The sequence below is a fragment of the Kinneretia sp. DJ1R-11 genome, from assembly GCF_025717595.1.
GTDB lineage: Bacteria > Pseudomonadota > Gammaproteobacteria > Burkholderiales > Burkholderiaceae_C > Paucibacter_A.
The window spans coordinates 786,774-812,086 of the sequence record NZ_JAJIRR010000001.1; the positions used below are offsets into that span (position 1 = coordinate 786,774).

General features: G+C 63.5%; 22 protein-coding genes and 2 pseudogenes. 14 read left to right on the plus strand and 10 right to left on the minus strand.

Translation table 11 applies throughout. The features are described 5' to 3' along the window. Positions 1-17: 17 nt before the first annotated feature. Positions 18-860 (minus strand): DUF817 domain-containing protein, encoded by an 843-nt coding sequence (locus tag LNV23_RS03300; protein ID WP_411910525.1) that lies wholly within the window; start codon positions 858-860, stop codon positions 18-20. Then, positions 857-1,996 carry a threonine aldolase family protein gene (locus LNV23_RS03305; protein ID WP_263561637.1) on the minus strand — a complete coding sequence of 380 codons (1,140 nt, stop codon included), beginning with the start codon at positions 1,994-1,996 and terminating at the stop codon, positions 857-859. Before LNV23_RS03305 ends, LNV23_RS03300 begins: the two co-directional genes overlap by 4 nt. Before the next feature lie 176 nt (positions 1,997-2,172). Here LNV23_RS03305 and LNV23_RS24145 point away from each other — a divergent pair. The 3 genes and pseudogenes from LNV23_RS24145 to LNV23_RS03315 form a co-directional block, all read left to right on the plus strand. After that, positions 2,173-2,568, plus strand: a pseudogene (locus tag LNV23_RS24145) (hypothetical protein); the annotation flags it as partial. Continuing rightward, on the plus strand, positions 2,484-3,107 hold the full coding sequence (locus LNV23_RS03310) for a DUF3885 domain-containing protein (protein ID WP_263561638.1): 624 nt from the start codon (positions 2,484-2,486) through the stop codon (positions 3,105-3,107). The pseudogene LNV23_RS24145 and the gene LNV23_RS03310, both read left to right, overlap by 85 nt. 58 nt (positions 3,108-3,165) lie before the next feature. Further along, a complete protein-coding gene (locus LNV23_RS03315; RefSeq protein ID WP_263561639.1) occupies positions 3,166-3,459 on the plus strand; it encodes a hypothetical protein in 294 nt (97 codons plus the stop codon). Between the two features lie 69 nt (positions 3,460-3,528). Here the strand turns inward: LNV23_RS03315 and LNV23_RS03320 are convergent, their stop codons facing one another. The 3 genes from LNV23_RS03320 to LNV23_RS03330 form a co-directional block, all read right to left on the minus strand. Further along, on the minus strand, positions 3,529-4,620 hold the full coding sequence (locus LNV23_RS03320; RefSeq protein ID WP_263561640.1) for a rhodanese-like domain-containing protein: 1,092 nt from the start codon (positions 4,618-4,620) through the stop codon (positions 3,529-3,531). Positions 4,621-4,850: 230 nt separating this feature from the next. Further along, a complete protein-coding gene (locus LNV23_RS03325; RefSeq protein WP_263561641.1) occupies positions 4,851-5,282 on the minus strand; it encodes a DUF6691 family protein in 432 nt (143 codons plus the stop codon). Between the two features lie 40 nt (positions 5,283-5,322). After that, the gene (locus tag LNV23_RS03330; protein WP_263561642.1) at positions 5,323-5,781 is read right to left on the minus strand and encodes a YeeE/YedE family protein; all 459 of its coding nucleotides are present in this window, start codon (positions 5,779-5,781) and stop codon (positions 5,323-5,325) included. Between the two features lie 100 nt (positions 5,782-5,881). Between LNV23_RS03330 and LNV23_RS03335 the strand changes: the two genes are divergently transcribed. Further along, positions 5,882-7,672 carry a PglL family O-oligosaccharyltransferase gene (locus tag LNV23_RS03335; protein WP_263561643.1) on the plus strand — a complete coding sequence of 597 codons (1,791 nt, stop codon included), beginning with the start codon at positions 5,882-5,884 and terminating at the stop codon, positions 7,670-7,672. 15 nt (positions 7,673-7,687) lie between these two features. Here the strand turns inward: LNV23_RS03335 and LNV23_RS03340 are convergent, their stop codons facing one another. Next, positions 7,688-8,110 (minus strand): DUF4844 domain-containing protein, encoded by a 423-nt coding sequence (locus LNV23_RS03340; RefSeq protein WP_263561644.1) that lies wholly within the window; start codon positions 8,108-8,110, stop codon positions 7,688-7,690. A 114-nt stretch (positions 8,111-8,224) separates the two neighbouring features. Next, positions 8,225-8,362, minus strand: a pseudogene (locus LNV23_RS03345) (cyclic pyranopterin monophosphate synthase MoaC); the annotation flags it as partial. A 513-nt stretch (positions 8,363-8,875) separates the two neighbouring features. On the opposite strand from LNV23_RS03345, the gene LNV23_RS24040 reads away from it, so the two are divergent. From LNV23_RS24040 to LNV23_RS03375, 7 genes are all read left to right on the plus strand, one after another. Then, positions 8,876-9,091 carry a helix-turn-helix transcriptional regulator gene (locus LNV23_RS24040; protein ID WP_411910526.1) on the plus strand — a complete coding sequence of 72 codons (216 nt, stop codon included), beginning with the start codon at positions 8,876-8,878 and terminating at the stop codon, positions 9,089-9,091. Next, the gene (locus tag LNV23_RS03350) at positions 9,088-9,930 is read left to right on the plus strand and encodes a phage antirepressor KilAC domain-containing protein (RefSeq protein WP_263561645.1); all 843 of its coding nucleotides are present in this window, start codon (positions 9,088-9,090) and stop codon (positions 9,928-9,930) included. Before LNV23_RS24040 ends, LNV23_RS03350 begins: the two co-directional genes overlap by 4 nt. Before the next feature lie 262 nt (positions 9,931-10,192). Further along, complete coding sequence (locus LNV23_RS03355) at positions 10,193-11,068, plus strand: helix-turn-helix domain-containing protein (RefSeq protein WP_263561646.1); 876 nt, start codon at positions 10,193-10,195, stop codon at positions 11,066-11,068. 402 nt (positions 11,069-11,470) lie between these two features. Further along, entirely contained in the window at positions 11,471-13,405 is a 1,935-nt protein-coding gene (locus LNV23_RS03360; protein ID WP_263561647.1) for a type I restriction-modification system subunit M, read from the plus strand. After that, positions 13,402-14,700 (plus strand): restriction endonuclease subunit S, encoded by a 1,299-nt coding sequence (locus tag LNV23_RS03365; RefSeq protein ID WP_263561648.1) that lies wholly within the window; start codon positions 13,402-13,404, stop codon positions 14,698-14,700. The genes LNV23_RS03360 and LNV23_RS03365 overlap by 4 nt, the downstream gene beginning before the upstream one ends. Positions 14,701-14,737: 37 nt before the next feature. After that, positions 14,738-15,745 carry a GIY-YIG nuclease family protein gene (locus LNV23_RS03370; protein ID WP_263561649.1) on the plus strand — a complete coding sequence of 336 codons (1,008 nt, stop codon included), beginning with the start codon at positions 14,738-14,740 and terminating at the stop codon, positions 15,743-15,745. A 6-nt stretch (positions 15,746-15,751) separates the two neighbouring features. After that, positions 15,752-18,961: a type I restriction endonuclease subunit R gene (locus tag LNV23_RS03375; RefSeq protein ID WP_263561650.1), complete on the plus strand. Its 3,210-nt coding sequence runs from the start codon at positions 15,752-15,754 to the stop codon at positions 18,959-18,961. A 70-nt stretch (positions 18,962-19,031) separates the two neighbouring features. Here LNV23_RS03375 and LNV23_RS03380 read toward each other — a convergent pair whose 3' ends face one another. Further along, positions 19,032-20,015: a tyrosine-type recombinase/integrase gene (locus LNV23_RS03380; protein WP_263561651.1), complete on the minus strand. Its 984-nt coding sequence runs from the start codon at positions 20,013-20,015 to the stop codon at positions 19,032-19,034. A 121-nt stretch (positions 20,016-20,136) separates the two neighbouring features. After that, the gene (moaC, locus tag LNV23_RS03385; protein WP_263561652.1) at positions 20,137-20,616 is read right to left on the minus strand and encodes a cyclic pyranopterin monophosphate synthase MoaC; all 480 of its coding nucleotides are present in this window, start codon (positions 20,614-20,616) and stop codon (positions 20,137-20,139) included. Positions 20,617-20,762: 146 nt separating this feature from the next. Here moaC and LNV23_RS03390 point away from each other — a divergent pair, with 146 nt between their 5' ends. Beyond that, a complete protein-coding gene (locus LNV23_RS03390) occupies positions 20,763-22,376 on the plus strand; it encodes a M48 family metalloprotease (RefSeq protein WP_263561782.1) in 1,614 nt (537 codons plus the stop codon). A 143-nt stretch (positions 22,377-22,519) separates the two neighbouring features. Here LNV23_RS03390 and LNV23_RS03395 read toward each other — a convergent pair whose 3' ends face one another. After that, a complete protein-coding gene (locus LNV23_RS03395; RefSeq protein ID WP_263516160.1) occupies positions 22,520-22,879 on the minus strand; it encodes a phage holin family protein in 360 nt (119 codons plus the stop codon). Positions 22,880-23,269: 390 nt separating this feature from the next. On the opposite strand from LNV23_RS03395, the gene LNV23_RS03400 reads away from it, so the two are divergent. Continuing rightward, complete coding sequence (locus tag LNV23_RS03400) at positions 23,270-24,235, plus strand: TerC family protein (protein WP_263516159.1); 966 nt, start codon at positions 23,270-23,272, stop codon at positions 24,233-24,235. 332 nt (positions 24,236-24,567) lie between these two features. Then, complete coding sequence (locus LNV23_RS03405) at positions 24,568-25,260, plus strand: energy transducer TonB (protein WP_263561653.1); 693 nt, start codon at positions 24,568-24,570, stop codon at positions 25,258-25,260. The last annotated feature ends 53 nt before the right edge of the window (positions 25,261-25,313 follow it).

Below are 25,313 nucleotides of genomic sequence, written 5' to 3' on the forward strand. Positions count from 1 at the left end.
GCCCATCTATCATTCAATCAATCCGGCACCTGCACCCGCTCGCGAATGTGCTTGAGCTGCACCACCAGGGTGAAGCTGATCAGCACCAGCAGGCTCCAGGAGCTCCACTTGCTCATGTGCACACGAGCCCAGGCGCCCAGCTGGTGCGGGTAGGACCACAGCCCGAAGAAGGTGCCCAGGTTCTCGGCCAGCCAGATGAAGAAGGCCACCAGCACCAGGCCCAGCCACAGCGGCATGCTCAACTCACGCTGCTGCGGCCGAAACAAGATCTGGCTGCGGGCATACAGCCCCATGGCGCCCGCGGCCAGGTACCAGCGCACATCGCCCCAGACATGCTGGGTGAAGAAGTTCAGGTAGATCGCCAGGGCCATCAAGCCGGCCATCCAATACGGCGGGTGGTGGATGACACGCAGCTGTAGCAAGCGCCAGGCCTGGATGATGTAGCTGCCCACCGCCGCGTACATGAAGCCGGCGAACAGCGGCACGCCGAACAGCTTGGTGTAGGCGAAGTCGGGGTAAGACCAGGACTGCACCGCGGCCGAGGTCTTGAACACCTCGAGGGCAAAGCCGAGCAGGTGGAACAGGCCGATGGCTTTGAGCTCGTCGCGGGACTCGCGCCCGCTGAGCACCATGCCGGCCTGGATCAGCAAGGCAATCAGCAAAAGCACGTCATAGCGCGGCAGGCCCCACCAGCCGGCGCGCGGCACGCAGAACACCGCCGCGAAAAACAGGCCCGCGAACAGACAGGCCTGCGCCTCCTTGCTGACAAAGCCCCAGAACTCCCAGGCCCACAGGCCCCAGGGTCGGCCTGGCGCCGCCCGCGATGAGCCACCCGCCGCCGCGGGAGCCGGGCGATTCAAGGCTGGCGCCCTTGGGCATCTGCCAACACCGCCTCGAACCCGGCGCGCACCCGCGCGTTGTCCAAGGCCAGCAGATGCTCGCCCACGGTCAGCTCGGCATAGCTCCAGCCGGGCACCTCGCTGGGCCGGGCGTTGCCGAACAGCCAAATTCCCTCGGCCTGGGCCAGCGCGTCGCGCGCGTCGTTGATGGCTTCGGCCGGAGCGTCGAAATGAAGGTGCAGCATATTGGTGTGCGGGCGTGCCGGGTTCAGGCGCAGGCCACGGACGCCAGCCAAACCGGCCTGCCCTTCCGCCAACAGCAGGGTGCGCTGATAGCAGGCATCCTGCACGGCCAGGCGCTGCTCAAAGCGCATCCAGGCCGAGGCTGCCGGCGCCGTCTGCTGCACCAGATTGCCTCCCATGCGGCGCAGCCAGAGTCGGGCCTGGGCGATGAAATCGGCCTCACCCGCTAGCATTGCGCCCGAGAGGCCACCAATGTCCTTGTAGAAGGAGACATACACCGAGGCAAAGCCGGCCACGATCTCGGCAAAGCTGCGCTGCTCGTAAAAGCTGCGGCATTGCCAGAGCCGGGCACCGTCCAGATGCAAAGGCAGGCCACGCTCGGCCGCCAGGGCCTGCAGCTGGCTCAGCTCGTCCCAGCTGGGCAGCTGGCCACCGATCTCGCGCATGGGCAGCTCCACGAGCAGGCAAGCCAGAGGCTGGGCCACAGCCTGCAGATCCGCTGCCACGATGGGGCGCAGGCGCGAGCCCACCGGCACACCGTGCAAACCCCACAAGCTCTCGAAGGCCTGCTCTTCATGCAAGGCCAGATGGGAATTGGGCGAAAGGCCGAAGCGGCCCAGGCGCGCGCGCTCGGTGTGCAGGCGCACGGCGATGAGCTGGGCCATCACGCCGCTGGGCATGAAGCAGGCGGCCGGCTTGCCCAGCAGGGTGGCGATCTGCTGCTCAAACTCGGCCAGCAAGCCGCCCTGGCCATAGCTGTCGCCCTGCACCTCGCGGGCGCGGCACCAGTCGGCCAGGGCGGCAAATTCCTCGGCGGCATTCAGGCTTGGATAGCCCGGCACCACGGTCGTGCAGCGGCGGCGCAGTTCGGCTCTTTGCAAGGCGGTGAGGCTCATGGGCGGCGGGGCTTTCATGGTGGTGAGTCCGCAGCTTAGCTGCCTCGGCGGTATCAGAGGCAAGACCGGATACATGGAGAAGGCACAAAGAGGCTCTGAACGGAACCGAGGTCTGAGTTGGTCTCCACTCGGAGGAATTGCCCCCGACCTCAGATCCCTACTGCTGGCGTATCGGGAAGTAGGAACGGTTCTTCGCCAATCCGCGGCACAGCAGGCGGCTGACTCGCTTGAACCATCGTGGCCAAGCCAAGGGCAGAATGCAGTGGGGCCTGTACTGCATGGTGCGCAACATCGAGAAGCTCTCGATAGCGGGATTCGGACAATCGGAGTGCAGTGGGTACCGGGGGCCGCAGGAGACACAATCGCGATCTGACGCCGAGAATGCGGCTTCCAGACACCAGTTCACCGATGAACCCAGGTATTCTTCATTGCAGACTGTCACACGCCCTGAGTGCTGCGGGTGGTTGTGGATTTCAGGTTACTGGACCGCTTCGTTTGAGGGCTCATGCGACTTCGCGTTGAAATCGAAAGATTGTTTGGCGGCCACGCGTTTTCCAGACCGCTCTTCTATGCCTATCCGGGTGGCTTGAGATTTGAGCTATCCGAAGGCGGAACTTCCATCGACCAGTTCCTACTTGCAATCGTGAAAGCTCGCGAGATTTGCGATGCCATCTTTGAGATGGAGCAGCCTTACGTTGCATGCTTGCGTATGCGAGCTCGGGCCTCTGTCCCTTCTCATCGCGACGTGATTCGCGAACTCCGATCTGCTGGTGTCACAGTTTCGCGTGATAGGTGCATTTGGTTAGAGCCGGTGCCTCTCGACGATCGGTTCGACGAAGAACTTGAAGAATTCTGGGTCAATGTTGCATTCGAAACTTCTGTTGCGGCACTTCAAGGCCTCCTATGGTGCGCCTTCGCAGCCGACTTCGGTTCAATACGACCGCGACCCGCTTGCGACATCTATCTATTTGAGCTGACCAAAGGCCTCATGGTTTGGCCCTACGACGATCGTGGAATGGATGTTGTCGGCCCGAATCATGATTTCCTGGCGACGCTGTACAAACGCTTCAATCACTATTTGCTTGAGTACGATCTAACTTCAATGAAAGACACATTTGAAGCCCTCTAACCCAACGCTGAATCGGACAGACCCGCCACCCGCTGAACTCGAGCGTTAAGCATCACAGATGCTTTTCACCGTCACGGGCACATTTTCAGATTTCGCGGCCGCGTACGAGCAATACGATTGCGTGGCACCGTCCGACGCATTGGCCGCGTTTCTATTGGGCGCTGAGTCACTCAATGCCTACGATCAAGCTGCGCGTGCTGCCGCAGCCGAGGCTGATGGCCACAGGATCATCTACGTAGAAGGCGGCATGCAAGGCCTATGGGTCTGGCATTTGTTGGTTCGGATTGAACATGACGAGGTCGCACTTTATGGAGGATGCATTGTTCAAACTGATTCGGCCGGTCCTGCATGAGATCAGGGTCGGTTTCTCTATTGAGAAATCGTTTGTGAACGCAATTCCTTAGCGAGGCACCCGATCGACTCAATCCACCCCACCCTCCACCGGCAAGCGCTCCGCCCGCCACCGCAGCATCCCACCCGCCAGATTCGCCACACGCTTGCAGCCCGATTTCTGCAGCAGCACCGTGGCCTGAGCAGAGCGGGTGCCGGAGCGGCAGACAGCGACGACGGGGCGCGTGGGGTCGATCGCGGCGGCCATGCGGGCGCTCAGCTCGGACAGGGGCAGCAGGCGGGCGCCGGGGATGTGGCCGAGGGCATCGGTGAATTCCGGCGCTTCGCGCACATCGATCAGCTGCAGCTCGCCGCTGCGGGCCTCTGCCAGGCGCTCGGCCAGGCTGGCGGCCTGGATTTCCCAGATGCCGCTGAAACTGAAGGTCAGTGGTGCCCAGCTGCTGTCCTGGCCTTCGGCGCCATGCGCGCCGGGCTGGCCGCAGCGCAGATTGGCGGGCACGGCGATGTCCATCTGCTTGGGGTGGGGCAGACCCAGGTGGTTCATATAGCCGGCGAAGTCGCCCTCGTTGGCATCGCCGCCCAGGCGCGGGTTGTAGCGCAGCTCTTCGGCCACGCTGGTGACCGTGAGGCCGCGGTAGTCATGGCCAGGGTAGAGCAGGCAGGTCTGGGGCAGGCTCAGGATCTGCTCGCGCACCGAGTGAAAAAGCTGGCCGGGGCTGCCTTGCTGGAAATCCGTGCGGCCGCAGCCGCGGATCAAGAGGCTGTCGCCGGTGAAGGCCATGCTCAAGTCATCCAGCACATAGCTCAGGCAACCGTTGGTGTGACCGGGCGTGGCGCGCACCTCCAGGTGGCGGCGGCCAAAGGAAACGCGGTCGCCATGGCGCAGCGGACGGTCCACCGGGCTGGCGCCGGCATGCTCGGACAACAGGATCTGGCTGCCGCAGCTTTGCTTCATCAACCAAGCGCCGGTGACATGGTCGGCATGGACATGCGTGTCCAGCGTGGCCAACAGGCGCAGGCCCAGCTCGCGCAGCAAGGCACTGTCGCGGCGGTGGTGCTCGAACACCGGGTCGATCAAGACCGCCTCGCCGGCCTCGGCATCGCCGAGCAGGTAGGTGTAGGTCGACGAGACAGGGTCAAAGAGCTGACGGAAGACAAGCATGGAAACACCCCCGGGTGTGGGTTGGTGGAAAGCGCGATTTGAAACTGGATGGATCGGATCAAGCGACGACTGTGCGCTTGTGAGTTTTCGTAGCGAGCGGCTGCCAGGCTAGACTGAGTCCGGACTGCTCCAGTCCTGAGGACTGGATCTGCCTGACGAAGGACTCGGCCTCTGGCCGAGGCGGACGGAGCACCGGACCAAGGACTGCTGGCAGTCGCGCAGTAGAAAACTCACAAGCTCTCTGGCGTGAGAAAACGGTCATGAAACCACATGCCGGCAAGCATGGAGGCGACAAAGATCAAGGCGGATTCACTGCCGGCCCCCAGGGCGACCAGGGCCGGCCCCGGGCAAAAGCCCGCGATACCCCAGCCCACGCCGAAGAGCAATCCGCCCAGCAGCAGCTGGCCATCGATACGGCCGGGCGGCGGCAGCTCCATGGCCTCGCCGGTCCAAGCGCGCTCGCGCCGCGCGGCGCGGGCAAAGGCGATCAGGCCCACGGCCACAGCGCCGCCCATGACCAGGGCCAGGCTGGGGTCCCAGGCGCCGAAGAGGTCGAGAAAGCCTTTGACCTTGGCCGGGTCGCTCATGCCGCCGACGATCAGACCCAGGCCGAAGAGCAAGCCGCTGGCCAAAGCCAGGAGGTGGCGAATCAATGCAGACATACGCGTCGCTCCGAGAACAGCCGATCCATCAATCAGTCAATCACGCCAAGCCATGGCGCATCAGCCACACGGTGGCGAAACCCGCGGCCATGAAGACCAGGACATTGGCCAGCGAGCGCAGCGACAGCCGGCTCAGCCCGCAGACTCCATGCCCGCTGGTGCAGCCATTGCCCATGCGCACGCCCACACCCACCAGCAAGCCGGCCAGCACCAGGCCCAGCGGGCCCACATCGACCGTCTGGCCCGGCCAAGGCGCGAACAAACGCCAGGCCCAGGGCGCCAGCAGCAGGCCGGCCAGAAACATCAGGCGCGAGCGCTCGGCCGCGCCGCTGAAGCCCGCCCAGCCGCGCTGCCGCAGCGCCCGCCAGGGGCTGGCCAGAATGCCGGCAATGCCAGCGATGCGGCCATTGCCCAGCAAGAACAAGGCCGCGGCCAGGCCGATCAGCAGGCCGCCGAGCAGGGCATGGAAGGGAGTGAAGGAGGGCCAGTCGATGTGCATGAGGGCTTGCAGTACGAGGAACAGGCGCCGAAACGAGGCACCCGCCGAAAGCGCCATCTTAGCCAGGGCACTGCAGCGACTCATGTGATGATTCGGCCCCATGTCGTCCGCCCACTCAACTCCACAAGCCGCCGCGCTGGCGGCGCCAATCGGCCCGCTCTGCGTGATCGCCCTGCTGCTGGCCAATGCCGTGCCGCCCTTGGTGGCCTTCAGCCTGACGCCGTCCGCCACCTTGTTCAACCAGCTGGCCGCACTCGGCGCCTGGGGCCTTGTGTTGCTGGCCCTGCGCAGCGAACTCGGGGCTGGCGCGCTGCAGCGCCAGCACGGGCCGGCCGTCTGGGCCTTGCTGCTGCTGCTGGCAGCGCCCTGGCAGGCTTGGGCCTGGGCCGGCCTGCCGCTGTCCCTTGCCCTGGCCAACAGCGGCATGATCGCCGCGGCCCTGGCCCTGCTCTGGGTCGGCCAGGGCTTCCGCGAGCGCCAGCGCGCGGTCTGGTTCGAGGCCTTGTGCTGGGGCCTTTTGATGGCCGGCCTGCTGAGCCTGCTGGTCAGCGTGGTGCAGGTGTTCGCGCCCAGCCTGGCCGATGGCACGCTGATCGCCCGCTCGGGTGTGCCCGGCCGCGCCGTCGGCAATATGCGCCAGCCCAACCACCTCGCCAGCCTCTTGATGTGGGCCAGCGTGGCGGCGGTGTTCCTCGGCAACCAGCGGCGCTTCGCCTTTGCTGGCGGCCGCCTGGCCTTGCCTCTACTGCTCTTCGGTTTCGTCTTTGCGGTGGTGCTGACGGCGTCTCGCACCGGCATGATCGGCGTGCTGATCCTGGCGCTCTGGGGCATCCTGGACCGCAAGCTGGAGCGCGACGCCCGCCTCAGCCTGCTGGCCACGCCGCTGATGCTGGTGCTGAGCTGGTGGCTGATGTCGATCTGGGCCAGCCACGGCGCCCATGCTTTCGGCGCCGAGTCTCGCCTCAGCGAGGGCGCGGGCTCGCCCTCGCGCATCGCCATCCTGCTCAATGCCTGGGAGCTGCTCAAGCTCAACCCCTTGAGCGGCGTGGGCTGGGGTGAATTCAACCTGGCCTGGAGCATGAGCGAGTTCCCCAAACGCCCGGTGGCCTTTTTCGACCACACCCACAACATCGCCATGCAGCTGGCCGTCGAGCTGGGCTTGCCGCTGGCCGGCCTGATCCTGGCGCTGCTGGGCTGGTCGCTGTGGCAGGCTCTGCGTCTGAGCCGCGCGGCCAGTGGCGAGGACGGCGTGGCGCGCCGCTGCGCCTTCATGCTGGTGCTGATGATCGGCCTGCACAGCCTGCTCGAGTACCCGCTCTGGTACGCCTACTTTCTGCTGCCCACCGCCTTCATGCTCGGCCTGGCCCTGGGCCGCGCACCGGCGCCGGCAACAACGCAATCAACAACGCCAGACGGTGCCGGCCCAGGCAAAGCCCTGCCGGCGGTCGGCTTGGTCGGTGCCTTGCTGCTGGGCGGCAGCCTGCTGGCGGGCTGGGACTATCTGCGTGTGGTTGCCATCTACCTGCCGGGCGCCGACGCGCGGCCGCTGAGCACGCGCATCGAAGAAGGCCGGCGCTCGATCTTCTTTGCCACCCAGGCCGACTACGCCGCCGCCACCAGCGGCCCTCCGGGCGCAGCGGCCCTGGCCGCCACACGCAGCACCGCGCACAACCTGATCGATGTGCGCCTGATGATGGCCTGGGCCAAGTCCCTGCACGCGGTCGGAGACGACGAGCGCGCGCGCCATGTGGTGCAGCGCCTGCGCGAGTTCCACTACGCGGTATCCGAGGAGTGGCTGGCTGAATGCCAGCAGGCCGGGCTCAGCGAAGCCGAACAGCCCTTCCAGTGCCAGGCGCCGAGCCGGGTGGTGGATTGGCGGGAGATGCGCTGAAGAGCCCTGCCGCCTTCACCAGAAGATCAGAAATTTACGAAACGCGCCGCGATCATCGGGAATGGCGAAAATCTTGAACACTGCCTCGATATAGCCCAGGCAACGTTCACGGGCCTCGGTGTCCTCGAGGTGAAAGGCTTCAACCGTCGGCTCCATCTGCTTGATCACCCAGGCATCGCTGGGGTTCGCTTGCAGGCCAGCGATCAGGCGGTCCAGCAACTCATTGATCAAGGGTTCGAGCCGGCGCCGCTCCTCGGCCGCAGGCGCCCCTGGCAGATCGAGGAATTTCGGCTTGGCCCGCAACGCCTTGAGCTGGCCAAGCCGACCTTCATCCACCTGCAAGCGCAACTCGGGGCGCAAGTGGGGGCCGAGAACGGCATAACTGATTCCTGCGGCGGCAAGAAGAATGGTGGAAAGAAAGAAGCGGCGACGGCTCATGGGGAAGGCGGAGACAAGTTCCGATTCACTCAAACCCGGCCGGCGTCGGCAGGCCCGGCATGAACATGTGGCGCGACTGGTCGGGCACCCAGTTGAACATTCACCCGTGCTCCGTCAAGCCTTTTGCTCACCTGCCACCCAATCCCCACTCTTCCCCCCCTGCTTCTCCAGCACCCGGATCTGCCCCATGACCATGCCGCGGTCGGCGGCTTTGCACATGTCGTAGATGGTCAGCAGGCCGATCTGGACGGCCATTCAAATCAACAACTTACAGAGCCGCGGAAGAGCCCTTGTCTTCGTCCTGCGGGGTTGTAGTTGGACAGCGATTGGACCGTGAAAGGCCTTTGCCTGCAAGCATTCAGAGCCGAGTCGGTTGGCTCACTTGGACACAGCCGCCCAAATCTCCTTCGCTCCATTCGGCTGGCGCATCTCTTTCGTCATGCATCCGGCTATGGCCATGGAGCGGGAACAGCTTGCATGTGAGGGTGATGGAATGGCATTACATGCCGAGCCAGCGCCATACGCACCCCGGGGGGGGTGGTGTGCAACCCGCCGCTGACTTCACCTGAGCAGGTCACTTAGGCCCTCGGAAAAATTCGGCAGTGGGTGAAACGCTTGAGCGGTTCCCTCGTTGCCCTATCGCGGCCACGCTTCCGCAATTGGAGAGCCCACGAATCTGCGTTCCTTCGCATACGGGTTGCGGATCTGCGTTGTGATGAGACTGTCCGGGCCTTCTTTCGCCTGGGCCGCTCAAAGAAGGACAGCATGCCAAACCAACGCAAAGCCACCGACGCGCCTGCCGCAGACCGGTTTCTCCGCCTGCCTGATGTACTCAGCAGAGTTCCCGTAGCCCGCTCCAGCCTGTACCGACTGATTGCTGCCGGCAAGTTCCCAGGGCCGACCAAGCTCGGCCCCAAGACCTCCGCATGGCGCGAGAGCCAGGTGATTGCATGGATGAACGAACAAGGAGCCCAAGCATGAACCCGTCCACCATGCAAGGCGACCTCAGCGCCTATGCCAAAGTGTTGCCAACCAACAGATACGGCGAGCGATGCGCTGCCGCCGGGCACCTCGTCATTGCGGACCATGTCATCCGTCAAGACGCTGCCGGCCGCTACTGCCTGAACGATCTGCACCATGCGGCCGGCGGGCTCCAACACCACCAACCTGGCAAGTTTTTCGCCAACAAGGCAGCGCGGGCGCTGGTCGCTGAGGTGAAGAGGGCCTCTCCAAATTCGGAGAGCCCCGTCCTGACGGTCAACGACGGCAGGAACAACGGCACCTACGTCGCCAAAGAGCTTGTCTACGCCTATGCCATGTGGATCAGCGCAACCTTCCACCTGCAGGTGATCCGCGCCTATGACTCCTTGGTCAGCGGTGCGGCCAAACCGGTGGAGCTGTCGCGCATTGAACTGCTGCGTTTGGCCACGCAAGCAGAAGAAGAGCGACTGGCCTTGGCGAACGAAGTCAAGCAACTGGCACCCAAAGCCGCCGCGCTCGACCGCTTAGCCACAGCAACCGAAGGAAGCTACAGCCTCCGTGATGCTGCAAAGTCTCTACAAATTCCGGAGCGCAAGCTGACTCAATGGCTGCATCAGAAGCATGTGATCTACCCACAGGCCGGCTCCGGCTGGCGCGCCTACGCCGAGGGCATTAAGCGCGGCTTTGTAGAGGTCAAGATAAGGACGGGCACGCATGTCAACGGCTCGACCTGGACAAATGCCCAGGTTCGCGTAACTCCGCTTGGCATGGCCCGGATCTCCAAGGCCCTCACCGAAGAAGGCCTCGCCAGCTGTGATGTGGCGGCTGAGCACGCCTGAGTCGCTGCGGCCACTGCCGTCTTTGGGGCTGCGTCGCAGCGCTGCATCTGACCTCCTGACTGCAGTTGCTGAGGGGTAGAACTCTCGCATTCACAAAAAGAACAAGGCCGCGTGCGAGGCGGCCTTGATTCCTGTTGGCAGTGAGCGGTCTGGGTCGTCTCGGTCGCTGCCTTTTTTATTCATGACGAGATACGAAAGTTTCGAGTATGGACGCCATTGCGTACCGGCTTGCGCGGTTCTGCCTCACAAATGAGGGAAGCACATGAACGAGCAGAACCTGAAGCCCATGGAATGGGCACGGAGGCAGCCATTGCGGGCGCCCGAGAAGGGCGTTTTGAGGGCATTGGCATGGCGAGGCGGACTGACCGGTGTCTTTCCGAGCGTCAAACAGATAGCGGCCGACGAGGGTCTGAGTGAGCGCAGCGTTAGCGATTGCCTCACTCGGCTTGAGGCAGCTGGCTTGGTCGATATCACACGAAGGATATTGCCTACAGGCAAGCGCGGCTTGAACAACTACCGACTTCGCTTCGACAGGATGGCGACGGCAGAAGATGCCAAGCGGGTCCATTTGCTGAAGAGCGGCAGTGGAGCAAAGGCGCCCTCGGTTGCGCGCCAGGCGCCACCATATGCGAGCGGTGCATCTGGTGAAGGTGCTTCCGTTGGACCCCGCCAGCTGCACACAGCGCTGGAGCCAGGTGCACCAGGTGCAGGCACCACATGCGCCACGTTCCAAAATCCAGATGCACTGGGTGCAGATAAAAGAAAGGAAAAAAGAAACGGCAAAGACCAATGCAAAGACGGCGCAAAGCTTTCGCCTGCGCCTAAGTTCGGCCGGGAAGGCTCAGAGCTTGGCGAGGCAGGTTTGAGCGAACAGCGCCGAGCCAAAAGCATGGCCGCTAGTGAAGCCGAACAAGCTGAAATTGCGCGACAGTACGTGGACATGATCAATGCCGTATTCGGCACGCAAAACACCCGGGTAGGCGCGCAAGCCGATGAGCCTCCTTGGAAAACTTGGACCGAGCAGCAGTGGCGTGACTGCCAGCAGTGGCCCGTTGATGAAGCAGGCCAACTTGTGGTTCCTCCCTCCGGCTGTTCCGACCATGTGTTTGAGCGCTACTCATGGGTCGCCAGCCTATGAGGTGCCTTATCTGTGGCAACTGCGTCGCAGGCAGCGCGTCTTTCCAGGGCAATGCCTCATTGGGCAGCAGTCCGAGTGCAGCAAGCTGGCGCGATCCATATGTTGGCCGTTTTGGCGCGACCTTGGCCGAATGCCGCAGGCCAGGGCGCCTACCGATCTCCAGCTTGTGGCGCTAAGGGCAAACGCGCCCGAGGTCCAGCTGCATGACCCTTATGATTCGGCGCATCTCTCAATAGAACAAATCAAAATCACCCGAGAGGCCGCATGTGGGAGCGTCGGCAGCCCGTTTGAGCTCAGCACAGCCTGACGCTCACCCAACGGCATGCTTGAAGTGCTGAACCTTGGTCTGATGAGCTGCTCGTCACCCCTTGCTCAGCCCCATGCGCCTGGCGGGCCACACGCATGAACCAACAAAACCTCGCCGATTTCATCTGGAACGTGGCCGACACCCTGCGGGGCCCGTTCAAGCCCTCGCTCTACGGCCGCATCATCCTGCCCTTCACCGTGCTCCGGCGCTTGGAGTGCGTGCTGGAACCCACCCGCGATGCGGTGCAAAAGCAGCATGCCGCGCTGCAGGGCTCGGCTGTCAATCTGGATCTGGTGCTGCCGGAGATCGCTGGCACCTCGTTCTATAACACCTCCAAGTTCGAACTCAAGTCACTGGGCTCCACCAGCACGCGAGCCAACTTAGAAGACTACATTGGCCACTTCTCAGCCAATGCGCGGCAGATCTTCGAGCACTTCGGCTTTGGTGGGTGGCTGGTCAAGCTGGAGGAGGCCAACCTGCTGTACGAGGTGAGCAAGAAGTTCGCTGCCATAGACCTGCACCCCAATGTGATCTCGAACCATGAGATGGGCCTGGTCTTCGAGCACCTGATCCGCAAGTTCGCCGAAGCAGCCAACGACGATGCCGGGGAGTACTTCACGCCCAGGGACGTGGTGCGCCTGGTCACCACCCTGGTGTTTGCGCCAGACCACGAGCTGCTCGCCGGCAAAGGCGTCGTCCGCACCGTGTACGACTGCGCGGCGGGCACGGGTGGTTTCCTCAGCTCAGCCATCGAGCAGGTCAAGGAGTGGAACGCCGACGCCAGCCTGATCCCCTATGCGCAGGAGCTGAACCCCGAAACCTATGCCATCTGCGTGGCCGACAAGCTGATCCAGGGCTACGACGTGGCCAACCTCAAGCTTGGCAACACGCTCTCCAACGACCTGCTCCCGCGCGAGCGCTTTGACTACTGCCTGGCCAACCCGCCTTTTGGCGTGAAGTGGGAGACCGTGCAAAAGGCCGTGGCCGCCGAGCACAATGAGTACCGCCTGGCCGGTCGCTTCGGCCCCGGCCTGCCGCGCGTGGGCGATGGTTCCTTGCTTTTCTTGATGCACTTGCTCAGCAAACGCAAGCCGGTGGAGCTGGGAGGCAGCCGCATCGGTATCGTGCTCTCCGGCTCGCCGCTGTTCAACGGCGGCGCGGGCTCCGGCGAATCAGAGATCCGCCGTTGGTTGCTGGAGCGAGACTGGGTGGAGTCCATCGTCTCCCTGCCCGGCGATTTGTTCTACAACACCGGCATCGGCACCTACGTCTGGGTGCTCTCCAACAAGAAGGCGCCCGAGCGCGCTGGCAAGGTACAGCTGATCGACGCCAGCGGCATGCACAGCGCCATGCGCAAGAGCCTGGGCTCCAAGCGCAAGCTGCTGTCGCAAGACCAGATCGACGAAATCGCCCGCCTGGCTGAGGCCTTTGAGGACGGCCCGCACAGCAAGATTTTTGATACCACTGACTTCGGCTACCGCCGAATCACAGTGGAGCGTCCGCTGCGCATGCGCTTTGCGGTGACGCAGGAACGCTTGACGACATTTGCCAATGCCAAAAGCTCGGACCAGGTGGACCGCTTTGTGGCGCTGAAGGACGACCGCGAAGGCAAGTGCTTTGACTCGCTCGATGCTTTCCTGAAAGCAGCCGGCATCAAAAAGCTCGGCAAGGCCACCCGCAAGGCGGTGCTCGATGCCTTTGGTGAGCGCGACGCCGCGGCGCAGCCGGTGATGCAGGACGACGGCAAGCCGCAGGCTGACCCCGATCTGCGCGAGTTCGAGAACGTGCCACTCAAGGAAAAGATCGAGGCCTACTTCGCCCGGGAAGTGCTGCCCCATGTGCCGGACGCCTGGATCGACCTCAGCAAGGCCGATGAGAAGGACGGCAAGACCGGCATCGTGGGCTACGAAATCAATTTCAACCGCTACTTCTATGTGTACCAGCCGCCCCGACCGCTGGCGGACATTGACGCAGAGTTGAAGGCGGTCGAGGCGGAGATTGCGGCATTGTTGGGCGAGGTGACGTCATGACCATGCGACCGCATCGTGGGGATTGGCCCCATGTTCGACTGCGACACCATGCGGCCTTGAATCCAGCGCCGCCGAGGGATCTTGACGACACGGATGCGGTGTCATTCTTGCCAATGGAGGCCATCGGTGAGGACGGGTCACTGGAGCACAGCAGACTCAAACCTGTCGCTGAAGTTCAGTCTGGCTACTCGTTCTTCGCCGATGGAGATGTCGCCTTTGCCAAAGTCACCCCATGCTTTGAAAACGGCAAAGGCGCGTTGATGCGAGGCTTAGCCGGTGGTGTCGGTTTCGGCACTACTGAGCTGACGGTGCTTCGTCCGATGCCGACGCTGGACGCGCGGTTCCTGCATTACATCGTCAGCAGCGAGGCGTTTCGTAGGCCAGGGGCTGGGGCGATGACCGGTGCAGGAGGGCTCAAGCGAGTTCCAGATGAGTTCACGCGCAACTTCCGCATCCCATTGCCGCCCAAGGCAGAACAGGCGGAGGTGGCGCAATTCCTCGACCGCGAAACCGCCAGCATCGACTCGCTGATCGAGAAGAAGACCCGCTTCATCGAACTGCTGCGTGAAAAACGCCAGGCGCTGATCACGCAGGCCGTTACACAGGGCCTGGACCAGTCGGTGCCGATGAAGGACTCCGGCGTGGAGTGGTTGGGGCGGGTGCCAGCGCATTGGACTATCCGGCGGCTGGTCCATATCGCGCGAATCGTTCGTGGAGCCTCGCCTCGGCCAGCGGGGGATCCAAGGTACTTCTCCAAGGAAAATGAGCTTGGGACAAACATACCCTGGGTGACAGTTGCTGAGATAACTAAGGACGCCAGCCCATTTCTCACCTCGACTGCAAGCTACCTGACGCCAGAAGGAGCGCTGAACAGCCAGGGCTTTGTCAGTGGAACACTTCTGTTTTCTAACAGTGGAGCCACGCTAGGTGTACCGAAGATTTTGGAACTCGATTGCTGTGCAAACGACGGCGTACTCGCGTTTCGTGGGCTAAGCCGTAGCGTCAACATCTACTTTGTCTATCTGTACTTGTGCACTACGACTGAACGACTACGAGAAGAAATGCAAAAGGGCGGTCAGCCGAACCTCAATACCGACACTGTGAAATCGATCCCAATCCCAATACCGGACATTGAAGAGCAGGCGAGCCTGGTCGCATATGTGAAGGAGGCTTGTGAACGCATAGGTGCCTTGAGTACTGCGACCGAATCGAGTATTTGCCTCCTCCGTGAGCGCCGTTCCGCCCTCATCACCGCCGCCGTCACCGGCCAGATAGACCTCCGCGAAACCGCCTGAGAGCGGCCGCTGCTAGTCAAACAGGGAGAACCACCACATGAGCGCCAGCAAAGGCCGAACCCTCAAGCTTTTCCTCGTCGATGGCGCGCCCAATGGGCTGCTGACGGCCGAGATCATGAACTGGACCGGGCACCTCATCACCGGGCCGCGCAGCCGCCTGGGGGAGTTGATCCAGCGGCCGGAGGCCAAACGCACGGGTGTGTACTTCCTGGTGGGTGCAGAGTCAGAGGCCGGGCTGGGCACGCAGATCTACATCGGTGAGACCGACGACGTGGCCCAGCGCCTGACCGCACACAACCGGCCCGAGGACAAGGGCGGCAAGGATTTCTGGGAGCAGGTCTGCGTGGTCACCAGCAAGGACGCCAACCTGACCAAGGGCCATGTGAAGTACCTGGAGAGCCGGCTGATTCAGATCGCCGCGCAGGCCAAGCGCTGCACCTTGGTCAACAGCACCGACCCCGGTTACTGCAACCTGCCGGAGGCCGACTGTTCCGACATGGAGTACTTCCTTGACCAGATCCAGACCTTGCTGCCGGTGCTGGGCATGGAGTTCCTGCGCGAGCAGCCTCGCAGCGCGCAGCGAACGGGGAGCCCGGCAACGGCAGCATTGCCCGCTGTGGAGCAGGCTCTGCGCGCAAACGAGGAGTCGCCTGTCTTTGTGTGTGAGATCAAGCGGCACGGCTTCTTTGCCCGTGCGCAAGAATTGGACGGAGAGTTCGTAGTTCTGGAGGGATCGACCACGCGGCCTGAATGGGAAGGCACGGAAGTGGGTGGATACAAGGCCTTGTTCTATGAACTGGTGCAACAAGGCCTTTTGGCACCGAGCCCAGATGGCAAGCTGCGGTACTTCACCCGCAGCCAGCCCTTCCGCAGCCCCAGCGCCGCCGCCGCCGTGGTCACGGGGCGCAGTGCCAACGGGCGGATTGAATGGGTGACTGAGGATGGCAGGCTGACCTACGGGGCCTGGGCCGAACAGCGTGTCAATCAAGCTGCAGAGCGCCTGCTGGCCCAGTTGGACAACAGCCCTTCCGGCAACACACGGTAAGCCGCCATGAGCAGCAAGATTCATCACGAATGCGAGTTGGAACGCCACATCGTCGAACAGCTTGAAGCTGCCGGCTGGCTGATTGGCAACTCTGCAAGCTACGACCGTGCCCGCGCGCTCTACCCGGAAGATGTGCTCGTCTGGGTGCAAGAAAGCCAACCGGAAGCCTGGGGCAAGCTGCTGCGCCTGCATGGCGCTGCGGCGGAGCCTGCAGGAGCCGCGCTGCTGGATCGTTTGGTCAAGACGCTGGAGTCAGCGGAGGGCGGCACGGTCGGTGTGCTCCGGCGTGGCTTTGCGCTGGCAGGTGCCGGGCAGTTGGCGATGAGCCAGGCGCTGCCAGAGGACGGGCGCAATGAGACCGTCATCAAGCGCTACGCGGCCAACCGCCTGCGTGTGGTGCCGCAGTTGGTCTACTCACTCGACACCGCAGATCGGATCGACCTGACGCTGTTCATCAACGGCCTGCCGGTGGCAACCATCGAGTTGAAAACCGACTTCACCCAGTCGGTGGAGGCCGCGATGGAACAGTACCGCGCCGACCGCCCGCCGCGCAGCAAAGCGAGCGGCAAGCCGGAGCCACTGCTGACCTTCAAGCGCGGTGCGGTGGTGCACTTTGCGATGAGTGACAGTGACATCCGCATGGCGACCCGGCTGGCAGGCCCAAGCACGTTCTTCTTGCCGTTCAATCGCGGCAACGATGGCGCCGCAGGCAACCCGCCCGGCGACAAGGGAAGCTACCCCGTGGCCTATCTGTGGCAGCAGGTGCTGCAACGCGAGGCCTGGCTGCGCGTGTTCCATCGCTTCGTGCTGCTGGAGCGCAAGGAGGTGCAGGACGCCTCCGGCAAGAGTTCGTTCAAGGAGGCGCTGATCTTCCCGCGCTTCCACCAATGGGAGGGTGTGACGGCCCTGGTGGAGGCGGTGCGTGCGGAAGGGCCTGGCCAGCCCTATCTGATCCAGCACAGCGCGGGCTCGGGCAAGACCAACACCATCTCCTGGACGGCGCACGAATTGATCCGCATCCGCCAGGCCAATGGCGAGCCCTACTTCCACAGCGTCATCGTTGTGACCGACCGCACCGTGCTGGACAAGCAGCTGCAGGACGCCATCTCGCAGATCGAACATCAGACCGGCGTGGTGAAGGCGGTGGACCGCGAGACCTCGGCCTTGCCCAAGAGCCAACAACTGGCTGCCGCCATGCTCGACGGCACACCCATCATCGTGTGCACGCTGCAAACCTTTCCGTTTGCGCAGAAGGCCATCCTCTCGGAGCAGAGCCTGCGTGAGCGCCGCTTTGCTGTGATCATTGACGAAGCGCACTCCAGCACCAGCGGCAGCACTGCTGACGATCTGCGCTATGTGCTGACCGGCCAGAGTGAGGAGGAATGGGAGAAGCTCTCCGCAGCGGAGAGGCTCTCCGTGTGGCAGGCCTCGCGGCAGCGGCCCGGCAATGCGAGCTACTTCGCGTTCACGGCCACGCCCAAGCACAGCACCTTGTCGCTGTTCGGCCGGCCGCGCGACCGCAGCCAGCCGGTGAGCAAGGACAACCCGCCGGCACCCTTCCACACGTACACGATGCAACAGGCCATCGAGGAGGGCTTCATCCTTGACGTGCTGCGCAACTACACCAACTACAAGGTGGCGTTCCGCATCGGCTCCGAGTTCACCGAGGGCGCGGACAAGCGGGTGGACAGCAAGGCCGCCCGGCGCAAGCTGGCCAAGTGGCTGGCCTTGCACCCAACCAGCATTGCGCAGAAGGTGTCACTGATCGTCGAGCATTTCCGCGCCAATGTGGCCCACCTCCTCGGCGGCCAAGCCAAGGCCATGGTGGTGACTGGCTCGCGCGCTGCGGCGGTGAAGTACCAGCTGGCTCTGCAAGCCTACTGCGCCAAGCTTGGTTATGACGATGTGCACGCGATGGTGGCCTTCTCGGGGGAGGTGCCGAACAAGGATGTCGCAGATACGGGCTATGCGCTCGAGCACCAATTCAACGAAACCAATCTGAACCCGGAGCTGAAGGGCCGCGAGATGCGCAAGGCCTTCGATACCCGGGAGTACCAGGTGATGATCGTCGCCAACAAGTTCCAGACGGGCTTTGATCAGCCCAAGCTGGTGGCGATGTACCTGGACAAGAAGATCTCGGGGGTGGAGGCGGTGCAGACGCTTTCGCGCCTGAACCGGACCTTTCCAGGCAAGAGCAAGACCTACGTCCTCGATTTCGCCAATGAGCCGAAGGAGATCGAGGCCGCATTCAGAACCTTCTACCGGGATGCCCAGGTCTCGGGCATTCAAGACGCGAATGTGGTGTACGACCTCAAGGCCAGGCTCGACGCAAGCCTGCTGTACGAAACGGCGGAAGTCCAGCGTTTCGCGGAGGCGATTGTTGACTCGGGCGTCACGCACCAAAAGCTCTACAGCCTGACGCAAGCACCAACCGACCGATTCAACACGCAGCTCAAATCTCTCACGGAAGCCATTGGCCAGTGGGAGGCTGCATGGCGTGCAGCCAACGAAGCCGGTGACCAGGCAGCGATGACGCGCGCCGATGCTCAGCGGGCGGAACTGAGCACAGAGCGTGACAAGCTGATCGTCTTCAGGGAGGGCCTGAACAAGTTCGTGCGGACCTACGAGTACGTGGCACAGTTGGTGGACTTCGGTGATCCGGTGCTGGAGGGCTATGCCAGCTTCGTGCGCCTGCTCGGCAAGCGGCTCGATGGTGTGCCCACGGAGCATGTGGACCTGGGCGATCTGACCTTGACCCACTACCGGATCACGAAGGACGGAGAACTGAACGGAGTCAGCAAGGCCGGCGCCACGCCCTACCTTGACCCCATCACGGACAACGGCCTGCGCGAAGCGCGGGACCGAGACAAAGCCTACCTTTCTGAGTTGATTGAGCGGCTCAACCAGGCCTTCGGCAAGGACGTGAGCGATGCCGACCAAGTCGCGCTGGCGGTGCACGTGTCGGAGAAGCTCCGAGCAAACGCATCGGTCATGGACCAGGTCCACAACAACCCGCGCGACCAAGCCATGAAAGCCAAGTTACCAAGCGCGGCGGTGCAGGCCATCGTGGGGGCGATGAACTCGCACAGCACGTTGGCGACGCGCTTGCTCTCGGACGAAGAGGGGCGCAAGGCTTTCCTGGACGTGGTCTACGAGTTGTTGGTCAGCGAGCGGGCAAGTAGCTTGACCCAGGCAGCGAGGCCGCCACGGCCTTGATGAAACAGGCGGCCGCCTGGGGCGGCGTACCGTTCAGAGAGACACCAAGAATGCCTACACACCGGGTCGCTCACCCCAGCTTCTTGGCAAGCTCCGCTGCGCTCACGTGGTAATACCTCTTGAGCATCGCCAGGCTCTTGTGCCCGGAGACGGCGGACAACTCGATGATGTTGGGCAGCCTCTCGGCCATGTTGGAGATGGCCGTGTGTCGGAGATCATGGAATCGCAGGTCAGTGAGGCCGGCCCGGGCAACTGCGCGTTTGAACGCGGCGTCAGCGCTGAAGTACTTCAGCGGGAATACCTGACCCGTGATGCTTCGAGGCAGTGCGCGGAGGGTCGCTATGGCGTTGGAGGACAGCGGCACTGTGCGAGCCGTGCCGTTCTTGGTGTCCGGCAGAAAGGCCGTGCGTTGCTCCAGGTTGATGTGCTCCCATCGCAGTGCCAAGAGTTCTCCGCGCCGCATCGCAGTTTCCAGCGCGAGCACGACCAAGGGCTTGGTCCACGAACTCCGCCGACCGATGGGCTCCAGCGCAGCCAGCAGCTTTTGGCGCTCCTCGGCTGTCAGCACCCGATTGCGACCGGGCGGAGTAGCCGGCTTGCGGACCAGTTGCACCGGGTTCGGCAAGCCAATGCCCCACTCCCGCCTTGCATGATTGAAGATGGAAGAGAGGTATGCAAGCTCTCGAATGACCGTGCCAGCGCTGACCTCCTTCAGTCGCTCATCGCGGAAGGCGGCGATGCGGGATGACGTTAGGTTTGCGAGGCTCCAGGATGCGATGCGTTTGCGGGCCAAGGCATTGAGGCGAAGGGTGTCCTCGGGCGCCGACTTCATCGTTGGCGTCACCTCTCGGACATAGCGCTTGATGATGTCAGCGAGCGTGGTCCGCTGCACCTCCGCCAGGCTGACGAAGTGCCCCTTGTCCATCTCCGCCTCGACAGCCCGAGCCCAGCGTTCAGCCTCCGACTTGGAGCCAAAGGTCTTGACCTGATCCGGGTGACCTTCTCTCGTGATGCGAGCTTGCCAGCGGCCCTGACGTTGTCTGATGGAAGCCATTTCCTGTCCTCAGTTGGACAGAACTTGGACAAGGGCGGCCTTCGCAGCTCTACATGGTTGTCGATTTGATGGCCGCGTCGGCTCGATAAGCTAGAAACGCAGAGGCGAAATTCCAAGTGAATCAGGTACTTACCCAATCCCCACTCTTCCCCCCTTGCTTCTCCAGCACCCGGATCTGCCCCATGACCATGCCGCGGTCGGCGGCCTTGCACATGTCGTAAATGGTTAGCAGGCCGATCTGGACGGCGGTCAGGGCTTCCATTTCGACGCCGGTGCGGCCCAGGGTTTCGACCTGGGCGCTGCAGTGCACGGCGTTCTCTGCCGTGTCGATTTCAAATTCGACAGCCACGCGAGTCAGGGGCAGGGGGTGGCACAAGGGGATCAGGTCGGCGGTGCGCTTGGCGGCCTGGATGGCGGCGATACGGGCAATACCGAGCACATCACCTTTCTTGGCCGTGCCGCCCGTGATCAGGGCCAGGGTGGCGGCCTGCATGACGATGCGGCCGCTGGCGCGGGCGATGCGGTGGGTCACGTCCTTGGCCGCGACATCGACCATATGGGCTTGGCCTTGGGCGTCGAAATGGGTCAGTGGAGAGCTCATGGCAGCGGATTCGGTAGAGGCGAGGGAAAGACCAGATGGGCGCAGGCCGCAGCACCGGCAACAATGCGGCAACGTGGTGCGGCGATAAAGCGGCATCATAGTGAGCCGCTTCCTGCAACGCGGCCCGGAGACTTCTGTTGTTGAACATGCGCATCCGCACCGACTTTCGCTCGCCCCGTGGCTCCGGCCTGCGGCGCAGCCTGCTTGCCATCGCCACCAGCTGCCTGCTGTGCAGCAGCCCTGCCGGCCAAGCCCAGGTGGCGCTGCCTTCGCTGGGCGACTCGGTGTCGCAAGACCTTGATGTCGGCAGCGAACGCCATCTGGGTGACCAGGTGATGCGGCAGATCCGGCCGGACCCCGATTTCCTCGATGACCCGCTGTTGCAGGAATACCTGCTCGGCATCTGGGACCCCTTGGTCGTCTCGGCCAAGCTGCTCGGCAATATCAGCGACGAAACCATCGACCGTTTCGCCTGGGAAATTTTTCTGGTGCGCGACCGTTCGGTCAATGCCTTCGCCCTGCCCGGCGGCTTTGTTGGCGTGCACCTGGGGCTGATCGCCATGACCAGCTCGCGCGATGAGCTGGCCTCGGTGCTGGCCCATGAGCTCTCGCATGTGACCCAGCGCCACATCGCCCGCCGGATTGCCGGCGACTCGCGCAACAGCATGCTGGCCATGGCGGCCATGCTGGCCGGCCTGATCGCGGCCTCGCGCAGCGGCAGCATCGATGCGGCCAATGCCGCCATCGTCGGCCCGCAAGCCCTGGCTGCCCAGGCCTCGCTCAACTTCTCGCGCGATATGGAACGCGAGGCAGACCGCGTCGGCTTCCAGGTGCTCAGCTCGGCCGGATACACACCCTCGGGCATGTTCAGCATGTTCGAGAAGATGGAGCAGGCCCACCACCTGATGGATTCGGGCAGCTACCCCTATCTGCGCACCCACCCTCTGACCAGCGAACGCATCGGCGATGCGCGCACCCGCTTGGGGGCGGGCGATTTTCAACGCCCGATCAACCTGGCCGAGCATGCGCTGATGGCCGCGCGCTCTCGCGTACTGATGGATCCACGCGCCGAGGTGTGGGCGCAGCTGCAAAACCTCGACGCTGGTGCGCGCGAGCAGCGCGGCCCGACCGTGGGCCGTGGCTTCGAGCAGCTCAGCGCGCGCTACACCAGCTGCCTGGCCTCGATCAAGATGCGTGATTTCCCGCGCGCCGCGCGCGCCCTGGAGAGCGCCGAACAACAGCTACAGCTGCTGGGCAATGACCCGAAAGCGCTGCGCCTGCTGCGCTATCTGCGGGCCGAACTGGCCCAAGCCCAGGCGCGCACGGGCGAAGGCTTTGCGGCGCTGGACACGCTGCCCCGGGAAAAAAGCCGGCCGCTGCTGATGGAGCGCAGCCGCCTGGCCCTGGTGGACCCGCGCGGGCCCGATTCAGCCCGCGAAGTGGCCGATGCGCTGCAAACCTGGGTCAGCCTCAACCCCAAGGATGTGCTGGCCTGGAGCCAGCTGGGCCTCTTGTGGGAAAAGCTGGAGCAGCCCCTGCGCGCCGTGCGAGCTCAGGGCGAAGCACGCTATGCCATGGGCGACTTGGGCGGCGCCATCGACCGCATGCGCTCGGGTTTGCGCCAATCACGCGGCCGCGACGCCGACCCGGTGGAGGCCTCCGTCATCGATGCGCGCCTGCGCACCATGTTGTACGAACGGCGGCAAATACTCAGCGATATGTACCCGCGCGGCATCCCGCCCGGCGCCGAACTGCCCTGACAGAGGGTGAGAACTTTTGTAGCGAGCGGCAGTCAGACTAGGCGGGCGGAGCGCAGGAACCGGAACGTACTCTGTGTACGTGAGGATTCCGAGCATTCGGCCAACGACGTATGGCGGCCGCGCAGCAAAAAGTTCTCTCCCTCTCAATCTTGGGGCGGGAAGATGCGCTCCATCAGAACATCAATACCCATGCCGCAGAGGCTGTAGATCAAGGAGCCGACCAGGGCGGCGAAGAAGCTCTCAACCGCCAGCCCTTCCAGCAGATGCGCGGCCGCCCAGAACATCAGGGCATTGATGACGAAGAGGAACAGCCCCAGGCTGATGACCGTGACCGGCAAGGTCAGCAGCACCAGAATCGGCCGCAACAAGGTGTTGAGCAAGCCCAACACCAAAGCCGCGATCAGGGCGGAGCTGAAGCTCTTGACCACAACACCTGGGTAGAGATGCGCGACCAGCAAGAGGGCAGCAGCGAGCAGGAGCCAGCGAATCAGGGTTTTGAACATGGTCTGGGTGCGAGGGTGAGGCCGGGGCAGGCAAGCTGCGATGCCCGCGAGATTAAACCCATTGCCACGCAAGAATCATGACTTTGTACAGTCATTGACCACATGACGGGGTCAGACCTTGCCCAACCCTGGCACAATGCATCCATCCGCAAGGGGAGTAGCTACACGGCACCGCGCCGTGGCGACGGTCCGTCAGTACGGTGCTTCTGCCAAGAACACCCGGGCCCCGCAGCTGGAAGGTGAGACCGCCCTGGTCCAACATACACCTCCCGTCCCGCAAGACCTTTCGGTGCAACACGCGCTGTTCCCGCCTTGGTTTGGCTCTATTCTTGGGCCCCACCGAAGCGGTGAGCAGTTGAGTTCAACATTTCTTGCGGGAGTCTCTTCTTCATGAGCACGATTGCGCCCCTGTGGCTATGGTTTTTCTTTGGCGGCTCCGTCCTGGTCGCCCTCTTTGTCGACTTCGTGGTGCTGCGCAAGCAGGGCGCGCATGAGGTGTCGGTCAAGGAGGCCATCAACTGGTCTCTGGTCTGGGTGGCCTTGAGCATGGCCTTCAACGGCCTGTTCTGGTGGGCCGTCAAAGACACCTCCGGTGATGTCGCCCTGGCCAATACCAAGGCGCTGGAGTTCCTGACCGGCTATCTGATCGAGAAGTCGCTGGCGGTGGACAACATCTTTGTCTTCCTGATGATCTTCACCTACTTCTCGGTGCCGCCGGCGTATCAGAAGCGGGTGCTGATGTACGGCATCATCGGCGCCATCGTGCTGCGCACGGTCATGATTCTGGTGGGCGGCTGGCTGATTGCCGAGTTCCACTGGGTGCTCTATCTGTTCGGCGCCTTCTTGCTGATCACTGGCATCAAGATGTGGTGGGCCGCCGGCCAAGAACCGGATCTGGAAGCCAACCCGGCACTGAAGCTGCTGCGCCGCACCATGCCGGTCAGCGACCGCTTTGACGGCGAGCGCTTCTTCACCGTGCAGAACGGCAAGCGCATGGCCACGCCGCTGCTGCTGGTGATCGCCCTGGTCGGTATGACGGATGTGATCTTCGCGGTCGACTCGATCCCGGCCATCTTCGCCATCACCAACGACCCCTTCATCGTCCTGACCTCCAACATCTTCGCCATCCTGGGCCTGCGCGCCATGTACTTCCTGCTGGCGGCCATGGCAACGAAGTTCCACCTGCTGAGCTACGGCCTGGCGGTGGTGCTGGCCTTCATCGGCACCAAGATGATGCTGATCGACGTGATCAAGATCCCGGTGCTGCTGTCGCTCGGCGTGGTGGTGGCCATCCTGGCCGTGACCATGGTCTGGAGCCTGCGCACCGCGCCACGCATCAGCCCCAAGGCCGAGTAATCCCCGGCCCGAGCGCCCGCGCCACCCCTGCGGTGGCCGGCCTCAAAAAAACCCCGGCCGCCGCCCGCGCCCGGGGTTTTTTCATGTCCACCCAATCCATTCAATCAATAAAATCAAATAAGAATTGTTCTCATTAGTGTTAAGATCTTCATCAGTTTGATTGATCTGCCGCAGCCTCGCGCGGCCTCCACCTTGTGACCTCCGCACTCCTCAGCCCCATCTCCCTCGGCGTCCCGGCGTCGGCCGGTCAGGCCGGCTTTGTGGCGGGTCACAAGTCGAGCAATTCAGCCAGCAAGCCCACAAAGCCGGCCGGCCCACCCATGCTGCAGTCCATGGGTTTGCCCGTCGACCCGCAAGCCGCTCGCCGCAAGCGCGGCTTTCTGCTGGCGGTGCTGGGCCTGCATCTGCTGTTCGGCGCCGGGCTGATGGTGCGCCGGGCCCTGCCCGCGCCGGAAAAACCGGCGCCGATTCAGGTCAGCTTGATCGCCAACACCTCCAAGCCCGCGGCCCCGGCACCGCTGCCCACGCCGCCGGCCCCCCATCTGCCCAAGCTGGCGCCCATGCCGGCCCCGGTGATTCCGCCCCTGGTGACGACGCCCGTCACCGCCCCGGCACCGCTGGCGGCCCAGGTCATCAGCAGCGAGCCGCCGGCCGCCCGCGCCCCGGCGCAAACGGCCGCTGCCGCGCCGAACCCCGCACCGATGTTGGCCGTGGTGACGCCGCCGGCGCCACCCGCCGTGCACCAGATTCCAGCCCATGCCGTGCGCTATCTTGCTGAACCTCGGCTGAACATGCCCCTGCTCTCACGCCGCTCCGGCGAGCAAGGCCTGGTGCAACTGCGCATCCTGGTCGACGCCCAAGGGCGCCTCAAGGAAGCCTCGGTCAAGAAGAGTTCCGGCTACGAACGTCTGGACAAGGCGGCACTAGAAGACATCAAGAGCGCACGCTTCTCGCCCTATCTGCTGCAAGGCCAGCCCGTCGAGTGGGAGACCACCGCCCAGCTGTCCTACGAGTTGGAGCGTTAGCCCTCAGCAGCTCAGCTCGACCGGCCCGCAGCCTGCGGCGCCCCCCCCTTTGC